At 70.7% G+C, this 19,005-nt stretch carries 16 protein-coding genes and 1 riboswitch; of the genes, 9 read left to right on the forward strand and 7 right to left on the reverse strand.

The features are described 5' to 3' along the window. Positions 1–503 precede the first annotated feature (503 nt). Positions 504–800 (reverse strand): chorismate mutase, encoded by a 297-nt coding sequence (locus tag ACQPWZ_RS22010; protein ID WP_313944617.1) that lies wholly within the window; start codon positions 798–800, stop codon positions 504–506. A 313-nt stretch (positions 801–1,113) separates the two neighbouring features. Between ACQPWZ_RS22010 and guaA the strand changes: the two genes are divergently transcribed. Next, positions 1,114–2,709 (forward strand): glutamine-hydrolyzing GMP synthase, encoded by a 1,596-nt coding sequence (gene guaA / locus ACQPWZ_RS22015; protein WP_340474839.1) that lies wholly within the window; start codon positions 1,114–1,116, stop codon positions 2,707–2,709. A gap of 16 nt (positions 2,710–2,725) precedes the next feature. Here the strand turns inward: guaA and ACQPWZ_RS22020 are convergent, their stop codons facing one another. Continuing rightward, the gene (locus ACQPWZ_RS22020; RefSeq protein ID WP_433572193.1) at positions 2,726–3,169 is read right to left on the reverse strand and encodes a cupin domain-containing protein; all 444 of its coding nucleotides are present in this window, start codon (positions 3,167–3,169) and stop codon (positions 2,726–2,728) included. A gap of 70 nt (positions 3,170–3,239) precedes the next feature. Between ACQPWZ_RS22020 and ACQPWZ_RS22025 the strand changes: the two genes are divergently transcribed. From ACQPWZ_RS22025 to ACQPWZ_RS22035, 3 genes are all read left to right on the forward strand, one after another. After that, positions 3,240–4,028 (forward strand): class II aldolase/adducin family protein, encoded by a 789-nt coding sequence (locus tag ACQPWZ_RS22025; RefSeq protein WP_313944614.1) that lies wholly within the window; start codon positions 3,240–3,242, stop codon positions 4,026–4,028. Positions 4,029–4,165: 137 nt separating this feature from the next. Beyond that, positions 4,166–5,407 (forward strand): hypothetical protein, encoded by a 1,242-nt coding sequence (locus ACQPWZ_RS22030; RefSeq protein ID WP_433572194.1) that lies wholly within the window; start codon positions 4,166–4,168, stop codon positions 5,405–5,407. 124 nt (positions 5,408–5,531) lie between these two features. Beyond that, positions 5,532–6,056, forward strand: coding sequence for a DoxX family protein (locus tag ACQPWZ_RS22035; protein ID WP_340474845.1), 525 nt, complete (start codon positions 5,532–5,534; stop codon positions 6,054–6,056). Here ACQPWZ_RS22035 and ACQPWZ_RS22040 read toward each other — a convergent pair. Both ACQPWZ_RS22040 and ACQPWZ_RS22045 read right to left on the reverse strand, forming a co-directional pair. Further along, positions 5,963–6,238 carry a hypothetical protein gene (locus ACQPWZ_RS22040; RefSeq protein ID WP_340474846.1) on the reverse strand — a complete coding sequence of 92 codons (276 nt, stop codon included), beginning with the start codon at positions 6,236–6,238 and terminating at the stop codon, positions 5,963–5,965. The two genes, ACQPWZ_RS22035 and ACQPWZ_RS22040, sit on opposite strands and share 94 nt — an antisense overlap. Continuing rightward, positions 6,225–7,517: a PspC domain-containing protein gene (locus tag ACQPWZ_RS22045; RefSeq protein ID WP_433572195.1), complete on the reverse strand. Its 1,293-nt coding sequence runs from the start codon at positions 7,515–7,517 to the stop codon at positions 6,225–6,227. Before ACQPWZ_RS22045 ends, ACQPWZ_RS22040 begins: the two co-directional genes overlap by 14 nt. Before the next feature lie 140 nt (positions 7,518–7,657). Here ACQPWZ_RS22045 and ACQPWZ_RS22050 point away from each other — a divergent pair, with 140 nt between their 5' ends. The 3 genes from ACQPWZ_RS22050 (at position 7,658) to ACQPWZ_RS22060 (ending at position 10,933) form a co-directional block, all read left to right on the forward strand. Then, a complete protein-coding gene (locus ACQPWZ_RS22050; RefSeq protein WP_383240185.1) occupies positions 7,658–8,953 on the forward strand; it encodes a PspC domain-containing protein in 1,296 nt (431 codons plus the stop codon). Beyond that, positions 8,950–9,639, forward strand: a complete 690-nt coding sequence (locus ACQPWZ_RS22055; RefSeq protein WP_340474849.1) for a response regulator transcription factor — start codon at positions 8,950–8,952, stop codon at positions 9,637–9,639. Before ACQPWZ_RS22050 ends, ACQPWZ_RS22055 begins: the two co-directional genes overlap by 4 nt. Positions 9,640–9,709: 70 nt before the next feature. Continuing rightward, positions 9,710–10,933 (forward strand): alpha/beta hydrolase, encoded by a 1,224-nt coding sequence (locus ACQPWZ_RS22060; RefSeq protein WP_433572196.1) that lies wholly within the window; start codon positions 9,710–9,712, stop codon positions 10,931–10,933. Between the two features lie 84 nt (positions 10,934–11,017). On the opposite strand, the gene ACQPWZ_RS22065 is transcribed toward ACQPWZ_RS22060, so the two are convergent. Continuing rightward, complete coding sequence (locus ACQPWZ_RS22065; RefSeq protein WP_433572197.1) at positions 11,018–12,076, reverse strand: NlpC/P60 family protein; 1,059 nt, start codon at positions 12,074–12,076, stop codon at positions 11,018–11,020. A gap of 339 nt (positions 12,077–12,415) precedes the next feature. On the opposite strand from ACQPWZ_RS22065, the gene ACQPWZ_RS22070 reads away from it, so the two are divergent. Next, on the forward strand, positions 12,416–12,769 hold the full coding sequence (locus ACQPWZ_RS22070) for a hypothetical protein (RefSeq protein WP_340474853.1): 354 nt from the start codon (positions 12,416–12,418) through the stop codon (positions 12,767–12,769). A gap of 99 nt (positions 12,770–12,868) precedes the next feature. Here the strand turns inward: ACQPWZ_RS22070 and ACQPWZ_RS22075 are convergent, their stop codons facing one another. After that, complete coding sequence (locus tag ACQPWZ_RS22075; protein ID WP_433572198.1) at positions 12,869–14,038, reverse strand: NlpC/P60 family protein; 1,170 nt, start codon at positions 14,036–14,038, stop codon at positions 12,869–12,871. Between the two features lie 2 nt (positions 14,039–14,040). Continuing rightward, positions 14,041–14,204, reverse strand: a riboswitch (cyclic di-AMP (ydaO/yuaA leader). Between the two features lie 351 nt (positions 14,205–14,555). Between ACQPWZ_RS22075 and pcrA the strand changes: the two genes are divergently transcribed. Further along, positions 14,556–17,033 (forward strand): DNA helicase PcrA, encoded by a 2,478-nt coding sequence (gene pcrA / locus ACQPWZ_RS22080; RefSeq protein ID WP_340474855.1) that lies wholly within the window; start codon positions 14,556–14,558, stop codon positions 17,031–17,033. Between the two features lie 109 nt (positions 17,034–17,142). Here the strand turns inward: pcrA and ACQPWZ_RS22085 are convergent, their stop codons facing one another. After that, positions 17,143–18,771 (reverse strand): M23 family metallopeptidase, encoded by a 1,629-nt coding sequence (locus ACQPWZ_RS22085; protein ID WP_433572199.1) that lies wholly within the window; start codon positions 18,769–18,771, stop codon positions 17,143–17,145. Positions 18,772–19,005 lie beyond the last annotated feature (234 nt).

A 19,005-nucleotide genomic window follows, 5' to 3' on the forward strand; every position in this document is an offset into this window, starting at 1 on the left:
CAAGGGCCCCGCCGGATGCGCTGTCCGCGGGGCCCTTGGCGATCGGCACGGCGTCAGGGCAGCGCCGGTGCCGAGTCGCGGCGCCGGGGGTTGCGCCGTGGGGAAGGGGCCGCGCGCCGTGCGCACCCGGGGCCTGATCCGAACGACAGGCCCTGCGGCGCACGGGTGGTGTCGACCTCTGGCTGTGGAGTCGCGCAGTGGGGATGCGCGGGTTCTGGCATCGTGCTGGGCATGCTGCGAGAGCAGCTGTTCGGAGCGGATGCGGTCGGCCCCGGGCGTCCCCGGAAGCCGACCGCCCTTGGAGTGACCGGGCTGCTGTCCCCTGCCGACCGGTCACGCGCGCTGGGGCGAGGTCCCACGACGTACCTGAGATACGTCACACGCCCCAGCGGAGCCACGCGTGGTTTTCTGCACTGGCCCGCCCCTGGCTGGCACGGACACCGGGACCAACGACCCCCCGTCGCCCGCGGTCACGCGCCGTACGGGTGAGGATGCAACCGAACTCAGATGCGGCCCCGGCACAGCTCCAGCAGCGTCATCGCCAGTGAGGTGCCGGGCCGGCCGAGCGCGTCGCGGAAGTGGCTGAGCACCTCCATCTCGCGGGACAGGTTCACCCGGCGACCGCCGGAGGACAGACGGGCGTCCTGGATGACGGCCGACACGGCCATCCGTTCCTGCACGAGACCGATGATCCGGTCGTCGAGGGCGTCGATGCGCTCGCGGGCGGAGGTGATCACGTCCGCGGCCTCGGGGGTGCGGGCGCCGGTCTTCTCCGTGACGGTCTTCTCGGCGAGTGTCATGGCGTGGGGCTCCTTGTTCCGAAGGAGGCGTCCCCGGTCCGGCACGGCCCGGAAATGACAGAACGCCCCGGGCCTTGTCGGCCCGGGGCGCCTGGGAAGTCGCTTGTCAGTTGCTCAAGCAGCACGACCATGGCAGCCGGACGGGCCGGTGCCATAGGTAAAGACGAAGGTCAGCTGCTGGTGCATGGGGACAGTATGGACCGACCGCCTGCCCGGGGCCAAAGCCGGGTTCGGATGGTGAGACGGAAGAGGCCCCCGCGCGCCCCGGTAGAATCGGCAGGACCGACCCCCGCCCACCGCCGGAAGGCCGCCAGTGTCATCAGCGTCCCCCGCTGCCGCGCCCGCATCGAACCCGGACGTCGTCCTGGTTGTCGATTTCGGCGCCCAGTACGCCCAGCTCATCGCCCGCCGTGTCCGTGAGGCCCGGGTCTACAGCGAGATCGTCCCCTCGACGATGCCCGTTGCCGAGATGCTGGCCAAGAACCCCAAGGCGATCATCCTCTCCGGCGGTCCCTCGTCCGTCTACGCGGAGGCCGCCCCGCGCCTGGACCGCGCGATCTTCGAGGCCGGGGTCCCCGTCTTCGGCATGTGCTACGGCTTCCAGCTGATGGCCACGACCCTCGGCGGCACCGTCGACAACACGGGGGCGCGCGAGTACGGCCGTACCCCGCTGCACGTCTCCAAGGCCGGCTCGACGCTCTTCGAGGGCACCCCGTCCGAGCAGCCCGTGTGGATGTCCCACGGTGATGCCTGCTCCGCCGCCCCGGAGGGCTTCACGGTCACCGCGTCCACGGATGTGGTCCCCGTCGCCGCCTTCGAGAACGACGAGAAGAAGCTGTACGGCGTGCAGTACCACCCCGAGGTGATGCACTCCACGCACGGCCAGCAGGTTCTCGAGCACTTCCTCTACCGCGGGGCCGGCATCGAGCCGACCTGGACCACCGGGAACGTCATCGAGGAGCAGGTCGCCGCCATCCGCGAGCAGGTCGGCGACAAGCGCGCGATCTGCGGGCTGTCCGGCGGCGTGGACTCCGCGGTGGCCGCCGCTCTCGTACAGAAGGCCATCGGCTCCCAGCTGACCTGTGTGTACGTCGACCACGGTCTGATGCGCAAGGGCGAGACCGAGCAGGTCGAGAAGGACTTCGTCGCGGCAACGGGCGTACAGCTCAAGGTCGTCGACGCCGAGGAGCGCTTCCTCGACGCGCTGAAGGGTGTCTCCGACCCCGAGCAGAAGCGGAAGATCATCGGCCGCGAGTTCATCCGGGTCTTCGAGCAGGCACAGGCCGAGATCGTGGCCGAGGCCGAGGCCGGCGAGGAAGTCGCCTTCCTCGTCCAGGGCACGCTCTACCCGGACGTCGTCGAGTCCGGCGGCGGCAGCGGTACCGCCAACATCAAGTCGCACCACAACGTCGGCGGTCTGCCCGAGGACCTGGAGTTCCAGCTCGTCGAGCCGCTGCGCCAGCTGTTCAAGGACGAGGTCCGGATGGTCGGCCAGGAACTGGGCCTGCCGGACGAGATCGTCCAGCGCCAGCCGTTCCCGGGCCCCGGCCTCGGCATCCGGATCGTCGGCGACGTCACCAAGGAGCGGCTCGACCTGCTGCGCGAGGCCGACGCGATCGCCCGCGAGGAGCTGACCGCGGCCGGTCTCGACCGTGACATCTGGCAGTGCCCGGTGGTGCTGCTCGCCGATGTCCGCAGTGTCGGTGTCCAGGGCGACGGACGCACCTACGGCCACCCGATCGTCCTGCGTCCCGTGTCCTCCGAGGACGCCATGACGGCGGACTGGACGCGGATGCCGTATGACGTGCTGGCGAAGATCTCCACCCGCATCACCAACGAGGTCGCGGACGTCAACCGCGTGGTCCTCGACGTGACGAGCAAGCCGCCGGGCACCATCGAGTGGGAGTAGTCCCCGGGCAGTTCCGCTACGACGACTTCTCCAGTTCGAAGTCGTCGTAGTGGAAGCCCGGCGAGACGACGCAGGTCACCAGGGCCGGCTCCGTCCCCGCCGGGTCCGCCGACTGCCAGGTGCCGGCGGGCACCAGCAGCTGCGGCATCTCGCCGGACTCCACCGACGGCCCGAGCCTGAGCGTCGTGTCGTGCGACGGCTCGTCCCCGGTGCCCCCGAGATGCAGCCGCAGCGGGCCGCCTCGGTGCCACAGCCACAGCTCGTCCGACCGCACCCGGTGCCAGCGCGACCGCTCGCCGGGGTGCAGCAGGAAGTAGATACCGGTGGCGTACGCCCGCTCCCCGGGGTAGCCGGGCGGGGTCGTTTCGCCGGGCGTCCGCCAGGTCTCCCTGAACCAGCCGCCCTCGACATGCCGCTCCAGCCCGAGCAGCGGTACCAGCGGGGAAGTGTGTTCGCTCATGGAGCGCATTCTCGCGCAAGGGACGTGAAGTCTCTGGTCAGTTGCGGTACCCGGAGGTAGCTTCCGTGCCATGACTGAGACGCCCTCGCCGATACCGGTTGACCAGCTGCGATTCGCCATGCCGCCCGTGCACGAGACCGTCGCGGACGAGCGGGCGTACCGCAAGGAACGGCTCGCGGGGGCGCTGCGGCTCTTCGGCAGGTTCGGATACGAGGACGGGGTGTCCGGGCATGTCACCGCGCGGGACCCGGAGTTCGCGGACTGCTTCTGGGTCAACCCCTTCGGTGTGCCGTTCGCGCACGTCACGGCCGGAGACCTGGTGCTGGCGAACGGCCAGGGACAGGTCGTCGCCGGGCGCCACCATGTCAACCAGGCCGCCTTCGCGGTGCACGCCCAGGTCCACCGCGCGCGGCCCGACGTCGTCGCCGTCGCCCACACCCACTCCGTGCACGGGCGCGCCCTGTCGGCACTCGGCGAGCTGATCGAGCCGATCACCCAGGAAGCGTGCGCCTTCTACGAGGACCACGCGCTGATGGACCGCTACACCGGTGTCGTGGTCGACGAGGAGGAGGGCCGGCGTATCGCCGAGGCGCTCGGCCCCCACAAGGCCGCCGTCCTGCGCAACCACGGACTGCTGACCGTCGGCGACTCGGTCGACGCCGCCGCCTGGTGGTTCATCTCCATGGAACGCTGCGCTCAGGTGCAGCTCACGGCGCGGGCGGCGGGCAAGCCCGCGCTGATCGATCACCGTGACGCCGTGGCCACGCGCGAGCAGCTCGGCACCGATCTGGTCGCGTGGATCAACTACCAGCCGCTGTGGCAGCAGATCAGCCGGGCGGAACCCGGGCTTCTCCAGTAGTCTCCCGTCAACGTAGCGGCGGCGCATTCACCCCCTGTGGCCTCGGGCGCCGGAGCGCGCGCCCCTTGCGTACGGCACAATTCCCTGGAATTGCAAGGAAGTTCGGTCGACGTGGGGCTCGGAAGGGGCAGACGTTCGTGGCGGTGCAGGAAGCGGGACAGTGCGAGGAGTGCACGCACGGCGCACGCGAGGGTCATCGGCGCGCGGTCGCCGCGTTTCTCGCCCGGCGGGACGAACTGGCCGCGGGGCAGGGGCTGCCCGCCGGAGTCGCCCACTCGCCGGGCGCTTCACGCCAGTGGGTGTCGGACGAACTGACCCAGTCGGCACGCGGAGTCGCCGACCGCAGCCGTGAAGCCGGCGACGCCTGGCTCCAGTTGATCTGGCAGCGCTCGGTGATCGCCGTATGGGCGGCCGTGGTGGCGCTGGCGCTCGGACAGAGCGTGACGGCGATAGGCGCAGGCTGGACCCCCGCACGGACGGCGGGGCTCCTCGCCGCGGTCCTCTTCGGCGCGCTCCTGACCGTCACGGCCCGGCTGCACCGTGCCCGCGGCGGCCTCCTGGCGCCCCTGATCGGCGAGGACAACCGTCTTTCCACCTCCCGGGCGATCGCCGTCACCTGGGTCCTGCTGGTCGCCTACGCCGTCCTGGTACTCGCCTTCGAGCTGGCGCTCGCCTCCGCCCCCTCCCGGCGGGACACCCTGATCGACGGCCTCGGTCTCGACCGGGGCGCGGGCCTGCTCTCCGTCCTCGCCCTCACCTGCGCCATCGCCGTGGCCGTCCGCCGGGTGGTGGCGCTGCGGGTCGTGGGCCGACGGCTTCAGAAGGTGCGCGCGGACCGGCCGCGCCTCGCCGACCTGCTCTGCGACGACAGCGGACGCGGCAGTTTCGCGGACGTGCAGTACGTCCTGGTCGGCGGTGTCGCCATGGTCTTCACGCTGGTGTGCCTCGCCCGCAGGCCCGAGCGGCTGCCCGATCTGCCGTGGGGCCTCGCGCTGCTGGTCGCCGTCTCGGCGGTGACGTACTTCGCGGGGAAGTACGCGGAGGGTGGCCGGCCGGTCGTCTTCTCGGTGGTGCGGGCGCGCGAGGCCGGGGACCTGGACGCCCCGATCCGTACCGGCGACGACATCGAGATCCGCGGCACCGGCTTCGTACCGCCCGGCGCGGGCGCACCCGACCGGCTCGCCCGGCTGGTCGTGCGCATCGGCACGGTCCACGTCCACGTCCCGCTGATCCCGGTCCCCGGCGGCTTCGCCAACCCCACCGACACCGTGCTGACGGTGCCGGTCCCCGTGGAGGTCGAGCCTGGGCGGGTCGAGGTGCAGGTGGTGACCGCCGCCGGCGGTGAGAGCAGCCCGGTCGTCATCGATGTGACCGACTGATCCGGCCCGTCACGGGCGAGCACTCCCGGGGCGGTTGTCACAGTGTGAGCCGCATGCCTGGTGAGCCGCGCGGCTACGACGTACGTATGGTCAGTTGACGGGTCAACCGAAGGCGGGACCAGCGATGACACATACATATCGGACGACATCCGGCTACGGCACGATCGACGGCGGACACCACGGCGGCTGGAGGGAGCGGGCGAGCCAGTACGCCCTGCTGCCGCTGCGGATCTTCCTCGGCGTGACCTTCATCTACGCGGGGATCGACAAGCTCACCGACAGCCAGTTCATGGCGGCGAGCGGCACCGGATCGGTCGGGGACCTGATGCGCAGTGTGCGGGACAGCTCCGCCGTCCCCGGGCTCGTCGACCTCGCCCTCAAGAGTCCCGAGAACTTCGGCTACGCGATCGCCTTCGGAGAACTCGCCGTCGGCATCGGCACCCTCGTCGGACTGCTCGCCCGGCTGGCCGCGTTCGGCGGCGCGCTCATCTCGCTGAGCCTGTGGCTGACCGTCAGCTGGCAGACCGAGCCGTACTACTACGGCAACGACCTGGCCTATCTGATGGCCTGGCTGCCGCTGGTGCTCGCCGGGGCGTCGGTCCTGTCCATCGACGCCGCCATCGCCTCCCGGCGACGGCGCACCTTGTAGTCCACCAGGCCCACCGCCCCGGACAGGAACAGACCGCCGAAGACCACCGGGAAGACCACGAACCACGGGATCTGCCAGGTGCCGGCCGCATCGCCCGCGTACAGCAGCGCTGCGGCCAGCACCGCCAGACCCGCGACCACCTTGCCCGGCCTGAACGCATGCCGGATGTCACGACGCGGCACGGGTCACCTCCACCTGTCCGACGCCCACTTCGAGGCGGAGTTCGATCGTGCCCGACGGCTTGACCCCGGCGGGCGGCGACAGCGTCCGCTGCCGCTGCTGACCGGGCTGGACGTCGATGTCGTTCTTCGCGTCACCGGGCAGCCTGATGTCGCCCAGTCCGACCTCGGCCCGCAGCTTCACCGGAGCGTTCTTCGGGACGACGACCTTCACGCCCCCGGCGCCGACCTCCACCCGTGTCGAGAGGGTCTCGCCCGCGGGGACGGCGGCCGCGGAGAGGTCGAGGGTGCCGATGCCCGAGCCCAGTTCGTACCGCGGTTTGACCGCCGCGACCGAGGCCGGCTTCCAGTCCGTCCGCGCCCACTCGGTGCTGATGTCCTTCGGGAGTGCGGCGGCGCCCGCCAGCAGAACCGCCGTGATCCCCGTCATCAGCACGGTGCCGAAACCGGTACGGCCCAGCATCGAACTGACCAGCAGGCCGAGGCCGAAGACCGCGAGCGCACACACCAGACCGATCTGCAGGCTCGTGCCCAGCGGACGGGCGTCCCAGCTCAGTGCCGTACCCGCGCCGCCCGCGATCAGGGCGAGCAGGAACACCGTGCCCCCGATGCCGCGCGGACCGCGCGCACGCGCCCGGACGGGGCGGTCCCGCCTCGGCCGGTCCGCCTCCCCGAGCGCCGACTCCGGACCCCACAGATAGCCGGACGGCACCGGCCCCGTCGTGCCGTCCTTGACGATCGGGTCGCGCCACCAGGACGGACTGTCGGGGGCGGGCGGCGCCTTCGTCTCCGGCGGCGCCTCGGCGACCGCGTGCGCCGTCGCAGGATCGAGCGGCGCACCCTCGGGGAGGACGCTGCGGCGGCGCTGCGACCACACGGCCGCGCCGGCGGCCGCGACGGACAGGAGCACGGCGAAAGCGATCGTGCCGCCGTTGTTCAGCATCGTCAGGAACAGCCCGCAGCCGATCAGGGCGAGAAAGACCGCCGTCAGGGACGCGCCCTCGACCCGGCCCGACAGCAACCGGCGCCCCTCGGTCTCGTCGTCGTCCTCCTGCGGGATCAGCAGCCAGGCGAAGCCGTAGAAGATCAGGCCGACACCGCCGGTCACCGACAGCACACCGATCACGATCCGGAAGATCACCGGATCGAGGTCGAAGTAACGGCCGAGCCCGCCGCAGACACCCGCCAGCACCTTCTGGCGGGGTGTGCGGCGCAGCGGCGCGTCCGGGTGCGCCTCGGGCGCCCCTTCCTGAGTCGCCTGCGGCGTGGTCGGCGAAGTCATGGGTCCATGGTGACGGGCGCCCGGCGCGAACGGCACCCGGGCCGACCCTGGCCGTCCCCTGATATCCGCTCCCGCACTCAGGGTCGGATTAAGGGACGACCCTGATACCGCCGTGTGCCCCCGCGTGTGACGATCGGGTCATGCCAGTCGCCACGCCCCGAGCCGCCGGACCCTCGCGCGCCACCGCGCCGGAGGAGGTGCCGGTGCGCAAGCTCTACCGCAGCGCGGACGGGCGGATGCTGGGCGGTGTGGCCCGGGGCCTCGCGGGCCATCTGGGCCTGCCGGTCATCTGGGTCCGGCTGGTCTTCCTCGCCCTGTTCCTCTCCAACGGCCTCGGGGTGCTGCTGTACGCGGTCTTCTGGATCGTCGTGCCGCTCGGCGTCGGCGGCAGAGCGGCCGAGCCGCGCTCCGTCTTCGAGACCACCACCGACGGCAGACGCAAGCTCCGCAAGCCCGACAAGGGCCAGCTGTTCGCGATGGTCGCGCTCCTCATCGGCGCCGCGATCTTCGCCCAGAACATCGACATGGGCGGCAGCGCCAACCGCTACATCTGGCCGACGCTCCTGATCGGCGCCGGTGTGGTGCTGGTGTGGCGGCAGGCGGACAACGCCCGCCGGGCCCGCTGGACCCAGGCCGCCGGCCGCCGCCGCAGGCTGCTCCAGGTGGGCCGTGCGCTGGCCGGCGTGGCCCTGGTCGGCATGGGCCTGACCGTCTTCATGGTGGTCCGCGGCTCGGCCGCCCAGCTCGGCAACGTCCTGACCGCCGCGATCGCGGTCATCGCCGGAGTCGCCCTGCTCGCCGGCCCCTGGCTGGTGCGGATGACGCAGGACCTGTCGGAGGAGCGGACGATGCGCATCCGGGCGCAGGAGCGCGCCGAGGTGGCCGCGCACGTCCACGACTCCGTCCTGCACACGCTCACCCTGATCCAGCGCAACGCCGACGACGGCGGCGAGGTCCGCCGTCTCGCCCGCGCCCAGGAGCGGGAGTTGCGGAACTGGCTCTACAAGCCCGAGGGCACCGGCAAGGACGAGGACGAGGAGCCGGACACGCTCGCGGAGGCGGTGAAGAAGGCCGCCGCCGAGGTCGAGGACAAGCACGGTGTCCCGCTGGAGGTCGTCGTCGTCGGCGACTGCCCGCTCGACGAGAAACTGAGCGCACAGATGCAGGCCGCACGCGAGGCAATGGTGAACGCGGCCAAGTACGGTGGCGAGGGCGGGGCGGTCCAGGTCTTCGCGGAGGTCGAGGGCCGCACGGTCTTCGTCTCCGTCAGGGACAGGGGGCCGGGCTTCGATCTGGATTCCGTACCGCGCGACCGTATGGGCGTCAGAGAATCGATCATCGGCCGTATGCAGCGCCACGGCGGCACGGCGCGGCTCACCTCGGCACCCGGCGAGGGCACGGAAGTGGAGCTCAAGATGGAGAGGGCGGACGGATGACCGAGGCTGCGGGAGAGAGCACCGAGCGGCGGGCGCGGGTCGTGCTCGTCGACGACCACCGGATGTTCCGCACCGGCGTGCAGGCGGAGATCGGCCAGACCGAGACGACCGGCGTGGAAGTGGTCGGCGAGGCCGCCGACGTGGACCAGGCCGTCACCGTGATCACCGCGACCCGGCCCGAGGTCGTCCTGCTGGACGTGCACCTCCCGGGCGGCGGCGGGGTCGAGGTGCTGCGGCGCTGCGCCCCGCTGATGTCGGCCGCGGACCGTCCCGTACGGTTCCTGGCGCTGTCCGTCTCGGACGCCGCCGAGGACGTGATCGGCGTGATCCGCGGCGGCGCCCGCGGCTACGTCACCAAGACCATCACCGGCACGGACCTGGTGAACTCGATCTTCCGGGTGCAGGACGGCGACGCGGTCTTCTCGCCGCGGCTGGCCGGCTTCGTGCTCGACGCCTTCGCCTCGACCGACGCACCGCCGGTCGACGAGGACCTCGACCGCCTCACCCAGCGCGAGCGCGAGGTGCTGCGCCTGATCGCGCGGGGCTACGCGTACAAGGAGATCGCCAAGCAGCTCTTCATCTCGGTCAAGACGGTGGAGTCCCATGTCTCCGCCGTCCTGCGCAAACTCCAGCTGTCGAACCGTCACGAACTGACCCGGTGGGCGACAGCGCGACGACTCGTCTGACGGTCGTTGTGAGGTAATCGGTACATAGCCGGGCAACCGCCGGTGCCGAGTTCACCTCTAGCTGTACGTGATGAATCTGACGGGGAACACCTTCTTCGTGATCACGATCGTTCTGGTCGTGATCGCCGTGCTGCTGCCGCTGCTGCTGTGGAGCCGGCTGCGCGGACCCGCGGTCGTGCGGGGCGCGTGCCGGCTGTTCATGGTGGTCTTCGCGCAGGCCACGGCCGTTCTCATGGTCTTCGTGTCGGTGAACAACTCCAACGGCCTCTACGGCAGCTGGGACGATCTGCTCGGCACGTCCAACCATGTGAACAACGCGGTCGACCTCGGGCCCAGCGGGACCGGGGGCCGCCAGATCGCCGCGTTGCCGAAGGTGCGCCAGACCTTCGAGAAGGTCGACGAGCCGGGCCTCGGCAACGGCCTGCGCCGCACCTACCTCAAGGGCGCGGTCTCCGGCGTGGAAGGCGAGGTGTACGTCTGGCTGCCGCCGCAGTACGACGACCCCGCGTACCGCGACAAGCAGTTCCCCGTCGTCGAGCTGCTCGCCGGCTTCCCCGGTTCCTCGAAGAGCTGGTTCCGCGCCATGAAGGTGCAGTCCCGGATCCAGCCGCTGATCGAGTCGGGCGTCGTGGCACCCTTCATCCTCGTCTCGCCGCGCACGATGCTGCTCGGCGACAAGGACACCGGGTACGCGAACGTCCCAGGCACGGTCAACGCGGACAGCTGGCTGACCGTGGACGTGCGCAAGATGGTCGCCGACAACTTCCGGGCCTCCCTGGCCCCCACGAGCTGGGCGATAGCCGGCTACTCCGCCGGTGGCCACGGCGCGGCCAAGCTGGCCCTCGCCCACCCGGACCGCTACTCCGCCGCGGTGAGCCTGTCCGGCTACAGCGACCCGGCGGCGGAGAAGACCTCCATCACCGGCGCGGACCCGCAGCTGCGCCGCGAGAACGACGTCCTGAACATCCTCATGGCCGCGAAGACACCGCCCCGGGTCTCCCTGCTGGCCACGGGAGAGGGCGCGGACGGCTACCTTCCGGGCCTCGCGCTCCGTGACGCGGCGAAGCCCCCGACGACGGTCGAGGTCAGGCCGACGGTGGGCGGCCACATCACACGGGTGTGGGGTGCGGAACTGCCGTACGCCTTCCGGTGGTTGACGCGGGAGATGCATCTGGAGGACGGGACGCCGGGGGAGGGCGGCCCGGGCGGGGGCGCCGGGCGGCAGGACCGTCCGGAGCCGGAGGGGGCAGAGGTGGACGAACCGTCGGGGGCGGGCGGGGGGATACTGGAGTGAGAGCGGGCGCTGGTGGGTGAGGGCTCCCATGGCGCACGCTCGTGCGGGAGGCCCTGACGACGGGCGCTCGTCGATGGCCGGCCCCTACGACGGGCGCGTCGCCCCCGCGAACGGCATGTCGTCGATCGAGGCGACCCGGACCGGTGCGCCCGGGCGCGGCGCGTGGATCATCTGGCCGCCGCCGATGTAGAGGCCCACATGGCTGATGCCCGAGTAGAAGAACACCAGGTCGCCCGGGGCCAGTTCGGCCTGTGACACCCGTCGGCCCGCGTTGATCTGGGTGTAGGTGGTCCGGGGGAGCGAGACGCCGGCCGAGCGCCAGGCCGCCTGGGTGAGGCCGGAGCAGTCGAAGGAGGACGGGCCGGTCGCTCCCCAGACGTACGGCTTGCCGAGCGCCCCGTAGGCGTAGGCGACGGCCTGGGCGGCGCGGGCGTCGGGGGCCCGCAGAGCGCCGCGGGGGGCCGTGGAGCGGTCGGCGCGCGCGGTGGACGCGGAGTCCCCGTGCCCGGACCCTTCCTCGTACGAAGCGCGCTGTTCGGCCGTGAGCCGGTCCAGCATCCGCTCGGCGGCCGAGAGTTTGCTCCGCACGGTCGCCTTGTGCCGGGCCAGTTCCGCCTGCCGGTCCTTCAGGCTCTCCATCCGCTCGCCCGCCTGCGCCCGCAGCCGGCCGATCTCCACCAGCTGCTGGTGCACCCCGGCGATCGCGGCGGCCTGCCGCTCACCCGTGCGTTCGGCGAGGGCGGCCCGCTCCAGGTACTCGTCAGGGTCGGAGGTGAGCGCCAGTTGAAGAGCCGGGTCGATGCTTCCGGCGCGGTACTGGGCGGTGGCGATCGAACCGAGCGCGTTGCGGGAGGAATTGAGGCGGTCGGTCCTGCGGGCGGCCTCGTCGCGCAGCCGGTCCACCGATGCACGCGCCGCCGCGGTCCGCTCCTTGGCCCCGTTGTACTCCTCCGTGGCAACCTCCGCCTCCTGGTACAGCTTGTCCGCCTTGTCCTTGACCTGGGCCGGCGTGAGAGCGGGTTCCGCGTGCCCGACTCCGTCGAAGGCGGTCGCGGACGCCGCTCCTGCGAGCGCGAGGGTGGCGGCGGTACGGGCGGCGGGCCCGGAGAGGAGATGCTGCTTGGGTTTCCGGTGCGCGGCCACGGGTGCGTGTACGTCCTTCCGTCATCCCTGCGGGTCCGGGTCCGGCGGCGGCCCGCACAGGGGAGCGGTCCGCCGCCGGATCTCTCGGCGTGACGGCCGACTGCCGCCCGGTGCTGCGGCGGCGGTGGGGAGTCGGTCATCTGAGGCAGGACGCTAAACCTGGGGGTCACGGCAGGGAGAGGCAAGGACCGAATGTGCCCGAAGGTGGACATCCCGCTGCGCCTTCTGCAAGCCGGTCCCGCCCGGTCACGACCTTTCTCGACGCCGGTGTGACCGATGTGCCGAATGAGGCTCACCCGGCCTGAAGGGGGTGATATGGCGGGAGTTAGGCTCCGCCGCATGGACGTACTCATCAATGTCTTCGTCGCCCTGCACATCATCGGCATCGCGTCCCTGCTGGGCGGCTTCCTCACGCAGATGAAGGCGATGGCCGAGGGAACGGCGCGCTTCAGCCCGGCGATGCTGCACGGCGCGCTGACGATGCTCGTCACGGGTGTGGCGCTGGTGGGCCTCAACCAGGCGGACGACCAGACGGTGAACAACCTCAAGATCGGCATCAAGCTGGCGGTGCTGGTGGTGATCCTGGGGCTGGTCTACGTCAAGCGGGACGAGGAGTCGGTGGAGAAGCCGCTGTTCGCCGCGGTGGGCGGGCTGACGGTCGCGAACATCTTCATCGCCACGCTGTGGACGTGAGCGCGCTGCACCGGACCTGAGAACGCCCCGGGCCGTGGGCACTCCGGGCAGCAGAACGCCCGGGCACCCTCGGGCCCGGGCGTCCGGTGTGCGGCCGGCTCAGGCCGGGCGAACGCTGCCGTGGATCGGCATGTAGAAGATCGACTCCTCGCGGACGTTCGCCCCCGGCTTCGGGGCGTGGATCATCTTGCCGTCACCGATGTAGATGCCCACGTGGCTGATGTCGTCGTAGAAGAAGACCAGGTCCCCCGGGAGCAGGTCCTTCGTCTCGACCCGCTTGCCGGTCTTCACCTGGTCCCAGGTGGTGCGCGGCAGGCTCACGCCCGCGGTCTTCCAGGCGGCCTGCGTCAGCCCCGAGCAGTCGTACGAGCTGGGTCCGGCCGCGCCCCAGACGTACGGCTTGCCGATCTGGGCGCGCGCGAAGTCCAGGACCTTGGCGGCCTTGGCGGTGGAGGTGCCGTCGGACGAGCCGGAGCCCGTGCCGGCCCCGGGCGCGGTGCCCGTGCCGCCGCCCTGGTTCTGTTCGCGCTCCTTCTCCCGGCGCTGCCGCTCGGCCTCGGCCTTCGCCTCCTGCTCGGCCTTCTGCTCGGCCTTGCGGCGGGCCTCGTCCGCCTTCTTGCGCTCGATCGCGGCCAGTCGCGCCTTCTCCTCGGCGGTCAGCCTCGACAGCAGCTCGCGTGCCTCGGCGAGCTTCGCCTGCACATCCTGCTTGCTGGTGCGCAGCGCCCGCTGCGACCGGGTGAGGGACTCCAGGCTCTCGGTCGCCGCGGCCCGCTGCTTGGCGGCGGCTGCCCGCTGGGTCTCGTAGTCGGCGATCACATCCCGCTGACGGTCCGTCATGCGGTCCATCAGCTGGGTCTGGTCGAAGTACTGCTGGGGGCTGTCCGCGAACAGCAGCGCGGCGGTCGGGGCGACCGCGCCCGTGCGGTACTGCGCGGCCGCGTAGTTGCCGAGCACCTGGCGGGACTCGTTCAGCTTCTCCGTGCGCTGCGCGTTCTCGTCGAGGAGCTTGCCGACCTGCTGCCGCTTCTCCTCCGTCGCCTCTTTCGCCTGGTTGTACTTCTGCGTCTCGGTGCCGGCCTGCCGGTACAGGTCATCGACCTTCTTCTGCACCTCTTCGACCGACGGCTTCGGGTCGCTCGGCGCCGCGTTGGCGCTCTGCGTCGACAGCAGCGTGACGGATGCGAGGGCTGCCGTCGTGAAACCGACGGCGGGGGAGGTCTTCACGGTTCGACTTCGCGTTTTGCGATGCGACGCCAAGGCCGACATCTCCTTCTTCCGTTGACCGCCTACCGGGTTAGCTGTCGGGTTCGGGCGGAACGGAAGATCGCCCTACGGACCGTGCTGGTGCGGGTCCGATTCACCCCGGTTGTGCATGGTGGGTCCCCGGTTCCGAACTTCTCTGGGAAAAGCCCGAATTCGGCGCTGACTGCCCGTTTGGCGTGGATCGCCGCGGGGGACGGGCTGCCTGATCGAGCACGCTAGCCAACTCGTGTGGCTCCTGTGAAGGTTGATGTTCGATATGCCCGATACATTTTCGTGACCTTATCGATCGGGCGGTCGACATGCTCGCGAGATGACGCAATGCGTTCGAAAAGGTGCAGAGTGTTGCCGGAGTCGTGCGGGATTGGGTGCATCGGTGCTACGGGACCGGGCGTACGGCGTCGAACGCGTCGCGTTGTCCCGGCGCTCCGGCCGGGTCACCGCGGCCCTCGGGCCGTGCCGCGGGGGCCGTATGGCAATGCGGCCGCGAGCTGTCAGTGCCGCGGCCTAGACTCGTAGAGCGATGAGCAGCCTCTTTGACGACAGCTTCCTGGCGAACCTCCAGCACACCTCGGAGGAGCCCCCGCCGCACCCCGAGGAGCCCGGAGACGGGCCCGGAGAGGAGATCCCGGACGATCTCTTCCAGGGCGCGTTCGACGTGCCCCCGGCCCGGGACGCCTACCACGGCAACGGCGCCCCGCGCACGATCGTGGACCCCGCCGCCCTGCTGGACGGACTGAACGAACAGCAGCGCGCCGCCGTGGTCCACACCGGATCGCCGCTGCTCATCGTGGCCGGCGCCGGTTCCGGCAAGACCCGCGTGCTCACGCACCGGATCGCCCATCTGCTGGGGACGCGCAGCGTCCACCCCGGCCAGATACTGGCGATCACCTTCACCAACAAGGCCGCCGGCGAGATGAAGGAGCGCGTCGAGCAGCTGGTCGGCCCGCGCGCCAACGCCATGTGGGTCATGACCTTCCACAGCGCCTGCGTCCGCATCCTGCGCCGGGAGTCCAAGAAGCTCGGCTTCACCTCGTCGTTCTCGATCTACGACGCGGCCGACTCCAAGCGGCTCATGGCGCTCGTCTGCCGTGATCTCGATCTCGACCCCAAGAAGTTCCCGCCGAAGGCCTTCAGCGCCAAGATCTCGAACCTCAAGAACGAGCTGATCGACGAGGAGAGCTACGCCGACCAGGTCGGCGGGGGCAGCGAGGCCGAGGGCTCCGGGGGAGGCTTCGACAAGACGCTGGCCGAGGCGTACCGGATGTACCAGGCGCGGCTGCGCGAGGCCAACGCCCTGGACTTCGACGACATCATCATGACCACCGTCCATCTGCTCCAGGCGTTCCCGGACGTCGCCGAGCACTACCAGCGGCGCTTCCGCCATGTGCTGGTGGACGAGTACCAGGACACCAACCACGCTCAGTACACGCTCGTACGCGAGCTGGTGGGCACCGGGCAGGAGGACCTGCCCCCCGCCGAGCTGTGCGTCGTCGGCGACGCCGACCAGTCGATCTACGCCTTCCGCGGCGCGACCATCCGCAACATCCTCCAGTTCGAGGAGGACTACCCGGACGCGAAGACGATCCTGCTGGAGCAGAACTACCGCTCGACCCAGACGATCCTCTCCGCCGCCAACGCCGTCATCGAGCGCAACGAGAGCCGCCGTCCCAAGAACCTGTGGACGAACGCCGGCGCGGGAGCCCGGATCACCGGCTATGTGGCCGACACCGAGCACGACGAGGCCCAGTTCGTCGCCGACGAGATCGACCGGCTCACGGACGCGGGCGACGCCAAAGCCGGTGACGTCGCCGTCTTCTACCGGACGAACGCACAGTCCCGGGTCTTCGAAGAGATCTTCATCCGGGTCGGCCTGCCCTACAAGGTCGTCGGCGGAGTCCGCTTCTACGAGCGCAAGGAGGTCCGGGACGTCCTGGCCTACCTGCGCGTCCTCGCCAACCCCGAGGACAACGTCCCGCTGCGCCGCATCCTCAACGTCCCCAAGCGCGGCATCGGCGACCGTGCCGAGGCGATGATCGACGCGCTCGCCCTGCGCGAGAAGATCACCTTCCCGCAGGCGCTGCGACGGGTGGACGAGGCGTACGGCATGGCGGCCCGCTCGGCCAACGCCGTCAAGCGGTTCAACGTGCTGATGGAGGAGCTGCGTACGGTCGTCGAATCGGGCGCCGGACCGGCCACCGTCCTCGAAGCCGTCCTGGAGCGGACCGGCTATCTCGCCGAACTGCAGGCCTCGACCGACCCGCAGGACGAGACACGGATCGAGAACCTCCAGGAACTGGCAGCGGTGGCGCTGGAGTTCGAGCAGGAGCGGGCCGAGGAGGAGGGTGCGGGCACCCTCGCCGAGTTCCTGGAGAAGGTCGCGCTCGTCGCCGACTCCGACCAGATCCCCGACGAGGACGAGGACGGCTCCGGAGTCATCACCCTGATGACGCTGCACACCGCCAAGGGCCTCGAGTTCCCGGTGGTGTTCCTGACCGGCATGGAGGACGGCGTCTTCCCGCACATGCGCGCGCTCGGCCAGGCCAAGGAACTGGAGGAGGAGCGCCGGCTGGCGTACGTCGGCATCACGCGGGCCCGCGAGCGCCTCTATCTGACGCGCTCCTCCATGCGCAGCGCCTGGGGGCAGCCCTCGTACAACCCGCCGTCGCGGTTCCTCGAGGAGATCCCGGGACAGCACCTGGACTGGAAGCGCACCGGCCCGATGGCAGCGCCCGCCGGACCGACCGCGGGTATCGCCTCGTCGCTGTCGTCGTCGCGCTCACGGTCGGGCGGCGGGGCGTCGGGGTTCGCCACCAGGCGGACGACCGACAAGCCGGTGATCTCGCTGGCGGTCGGCGATCGTGTGACCCACGACCAGTTCGGCCTGGGGACCGTCACCGAGGTGAAGGGGTCGGGCGCCGACGCACAGGCGACGATCGACTTCGGCGACGCCAAGCCGAAGCGGCTGCTGCTGAGGTACGCACCGGTGCAGAAGCTCTAGCAGCAAGCAGGGGTGCCGGCCGGCCGCGACGAGCGCGGCCGGCAGACGGCTGCGTGGAGACGTGCGGGTGACCGTGTCCGGCTGATGTACGGGCTACGGCGGGGTCGGGCTACGCGGGGTCGAGGCCGTGGCTGCGCAGCCACGGCAGCGGGTCGATCGCCGCGCCGCCGCCGGGCCGGACCTCGAAGTGGAGGTGCGGGCCGGTGGAGTTGCCGGAATTGCCGGAGTACGCGATGACGTCACCGGCCTTGACCGAGCCGGACCGGATCTTGGTGGTGCTCAAGTGGCAGTACCAGGTCTCGGTGCCGTCCGCCGCGGTCACGATGGCCATGTTGCCGTAGGCGCTGTTGTACTGCGTACGGACGGTGCCGTCGGTCGCTGCCATCACCTCGGTGCCGTACGACACCGGGAAGTCGATGCCCGAGTGCAGGGACATCCAGTTGACGCCCGCCTGGCCGTAGTAGGCGCTGAGGCCGCCCTGCTTCACGGGAAGAACGAACTTGGGGCGCAGCGCCTCGAGACGCTTGGCCTCCTCCAGCCGCTTCTTGCGATCCGCTTCCTGGCGCGCCTTGAGGTCGAGGCGTTCCTGGGTGCGGGAGGCGCGGTCGCCGAAGTCGCGGGCATCGGCGCTGAGCGCGGCCAGCTGCGTGTCCATCTTGTTGTTCGCGGCGGCCGGCTTGACCGAGGCCGGATCGGCAGCAGCCAGGTTCTGGGTGCCGCCCTCCTTGGTCTCGCCGCCGCTGAGGCCGCTGACCGAAGCGGCGGCGATGCCCGCGACGCCCATCACACAGGCGGAGGGCACGGCGACGGTGAGCAGTGCGGAACGCTTGGCCGGAGTGCGGCGGCGGCCGCGGCTGCCGCCGGACCGGCGGACGGGGCGCGGCGTGACCGGGGTGGCACCGATGAGCGCGGGCTCGAGCTCCGGCTCGTCCCCCGGCGCCTCGACGGAGTCGGCGTCCACGGCCGTGCTGTCGTCGGTGTGCTGCTCGGTCTCGTGGTCGGTGTCGAACTCGGACCCGTACGCGGTGTCGTACTCCGACGCGTACTGCGTGTCCGGGACGTTCTCGACGGCGGAGTCGTAGCCGGGCGTGGCCTCGGGCTCGTACTGCTCCGCGTACTCCTGCGTGTGGTCCGGGGTGTACTCACCGGAGAACTCCGGCAGCAGTTCGGTGCCGAACTCCTGCTCAGGCGTGAACTGTTGCGGTACGACGGCTTCCGCGCCCGTGTTCCAGGCAGTGGCGTCGTAGGTGCCGGTCTCGTAACCCGGCACTGCCCACTGACCGGTGGCTTCGTACGAGAAGGTGGCGGCGGCCGTCTCGAACTGGCCTGTCTGCGCACCCTGGTTCCACGCGGAGGCGTCCCACTGACCGGTGGTGTCGTACTGGCCGCTCGGGTCGTAGGGAACCCCGGCCTGAACCCCGGCGTCGTACTGCGCGGTGGTGTCGTACTGGCCCGTCATGTCGTACTGACCGGCGGTGGCGTACTGGCCGGTGGCGTCGTACTGGCCGGTGGCCTCGGTGAACTGCTGGGCCTGCTCTGCCTGGTGCTGCGCGCCGTACACGTCGTAACCGGCGGTGCCTGCCTGGTGCGACCCGGTGTCCCACTGGGACGAGTCGTACTGACCGCTGTGTCCGGCCTCGTGCCCCGGAAGCGCACCGAAGAGCGGGTCGGTTTCAAAGCTGCCGGAGGGGTACCCGTCATATCCGACGTACCCGGCGTGGGCGTGCTGGTCGTTCACCAACTTCTCTCTCGCCTCGGCAGCAGGACCTGTGTTCAGGGGCCACGGTGGAGTCAGGTCCCGGAGCGAACGCAGTGGCGGCGACTGTACCCGGCGGTATGCGACGGCGACAATCTTCCGCAGGTTTTAGGCAATCAGGAAAAGGGCATTCGGCCGTGTTTCGGCGGACTGTGGGCAGAGCTTTGGCCCTACGTTCGAAAAACGTTCGACAATCCGTAACCGCTGGGGCCGTGA

The organism is Streptomyces sp. CA-251247 (genome assembly GCF_050952975.1).
Classification (GTDB): domain Bacteria; phylum Actinomycetota; class Actinomycetes; order Streptomycetales; family Streptomycetaceae; genus Streptomyces; species Streptomyces achmelvichensis.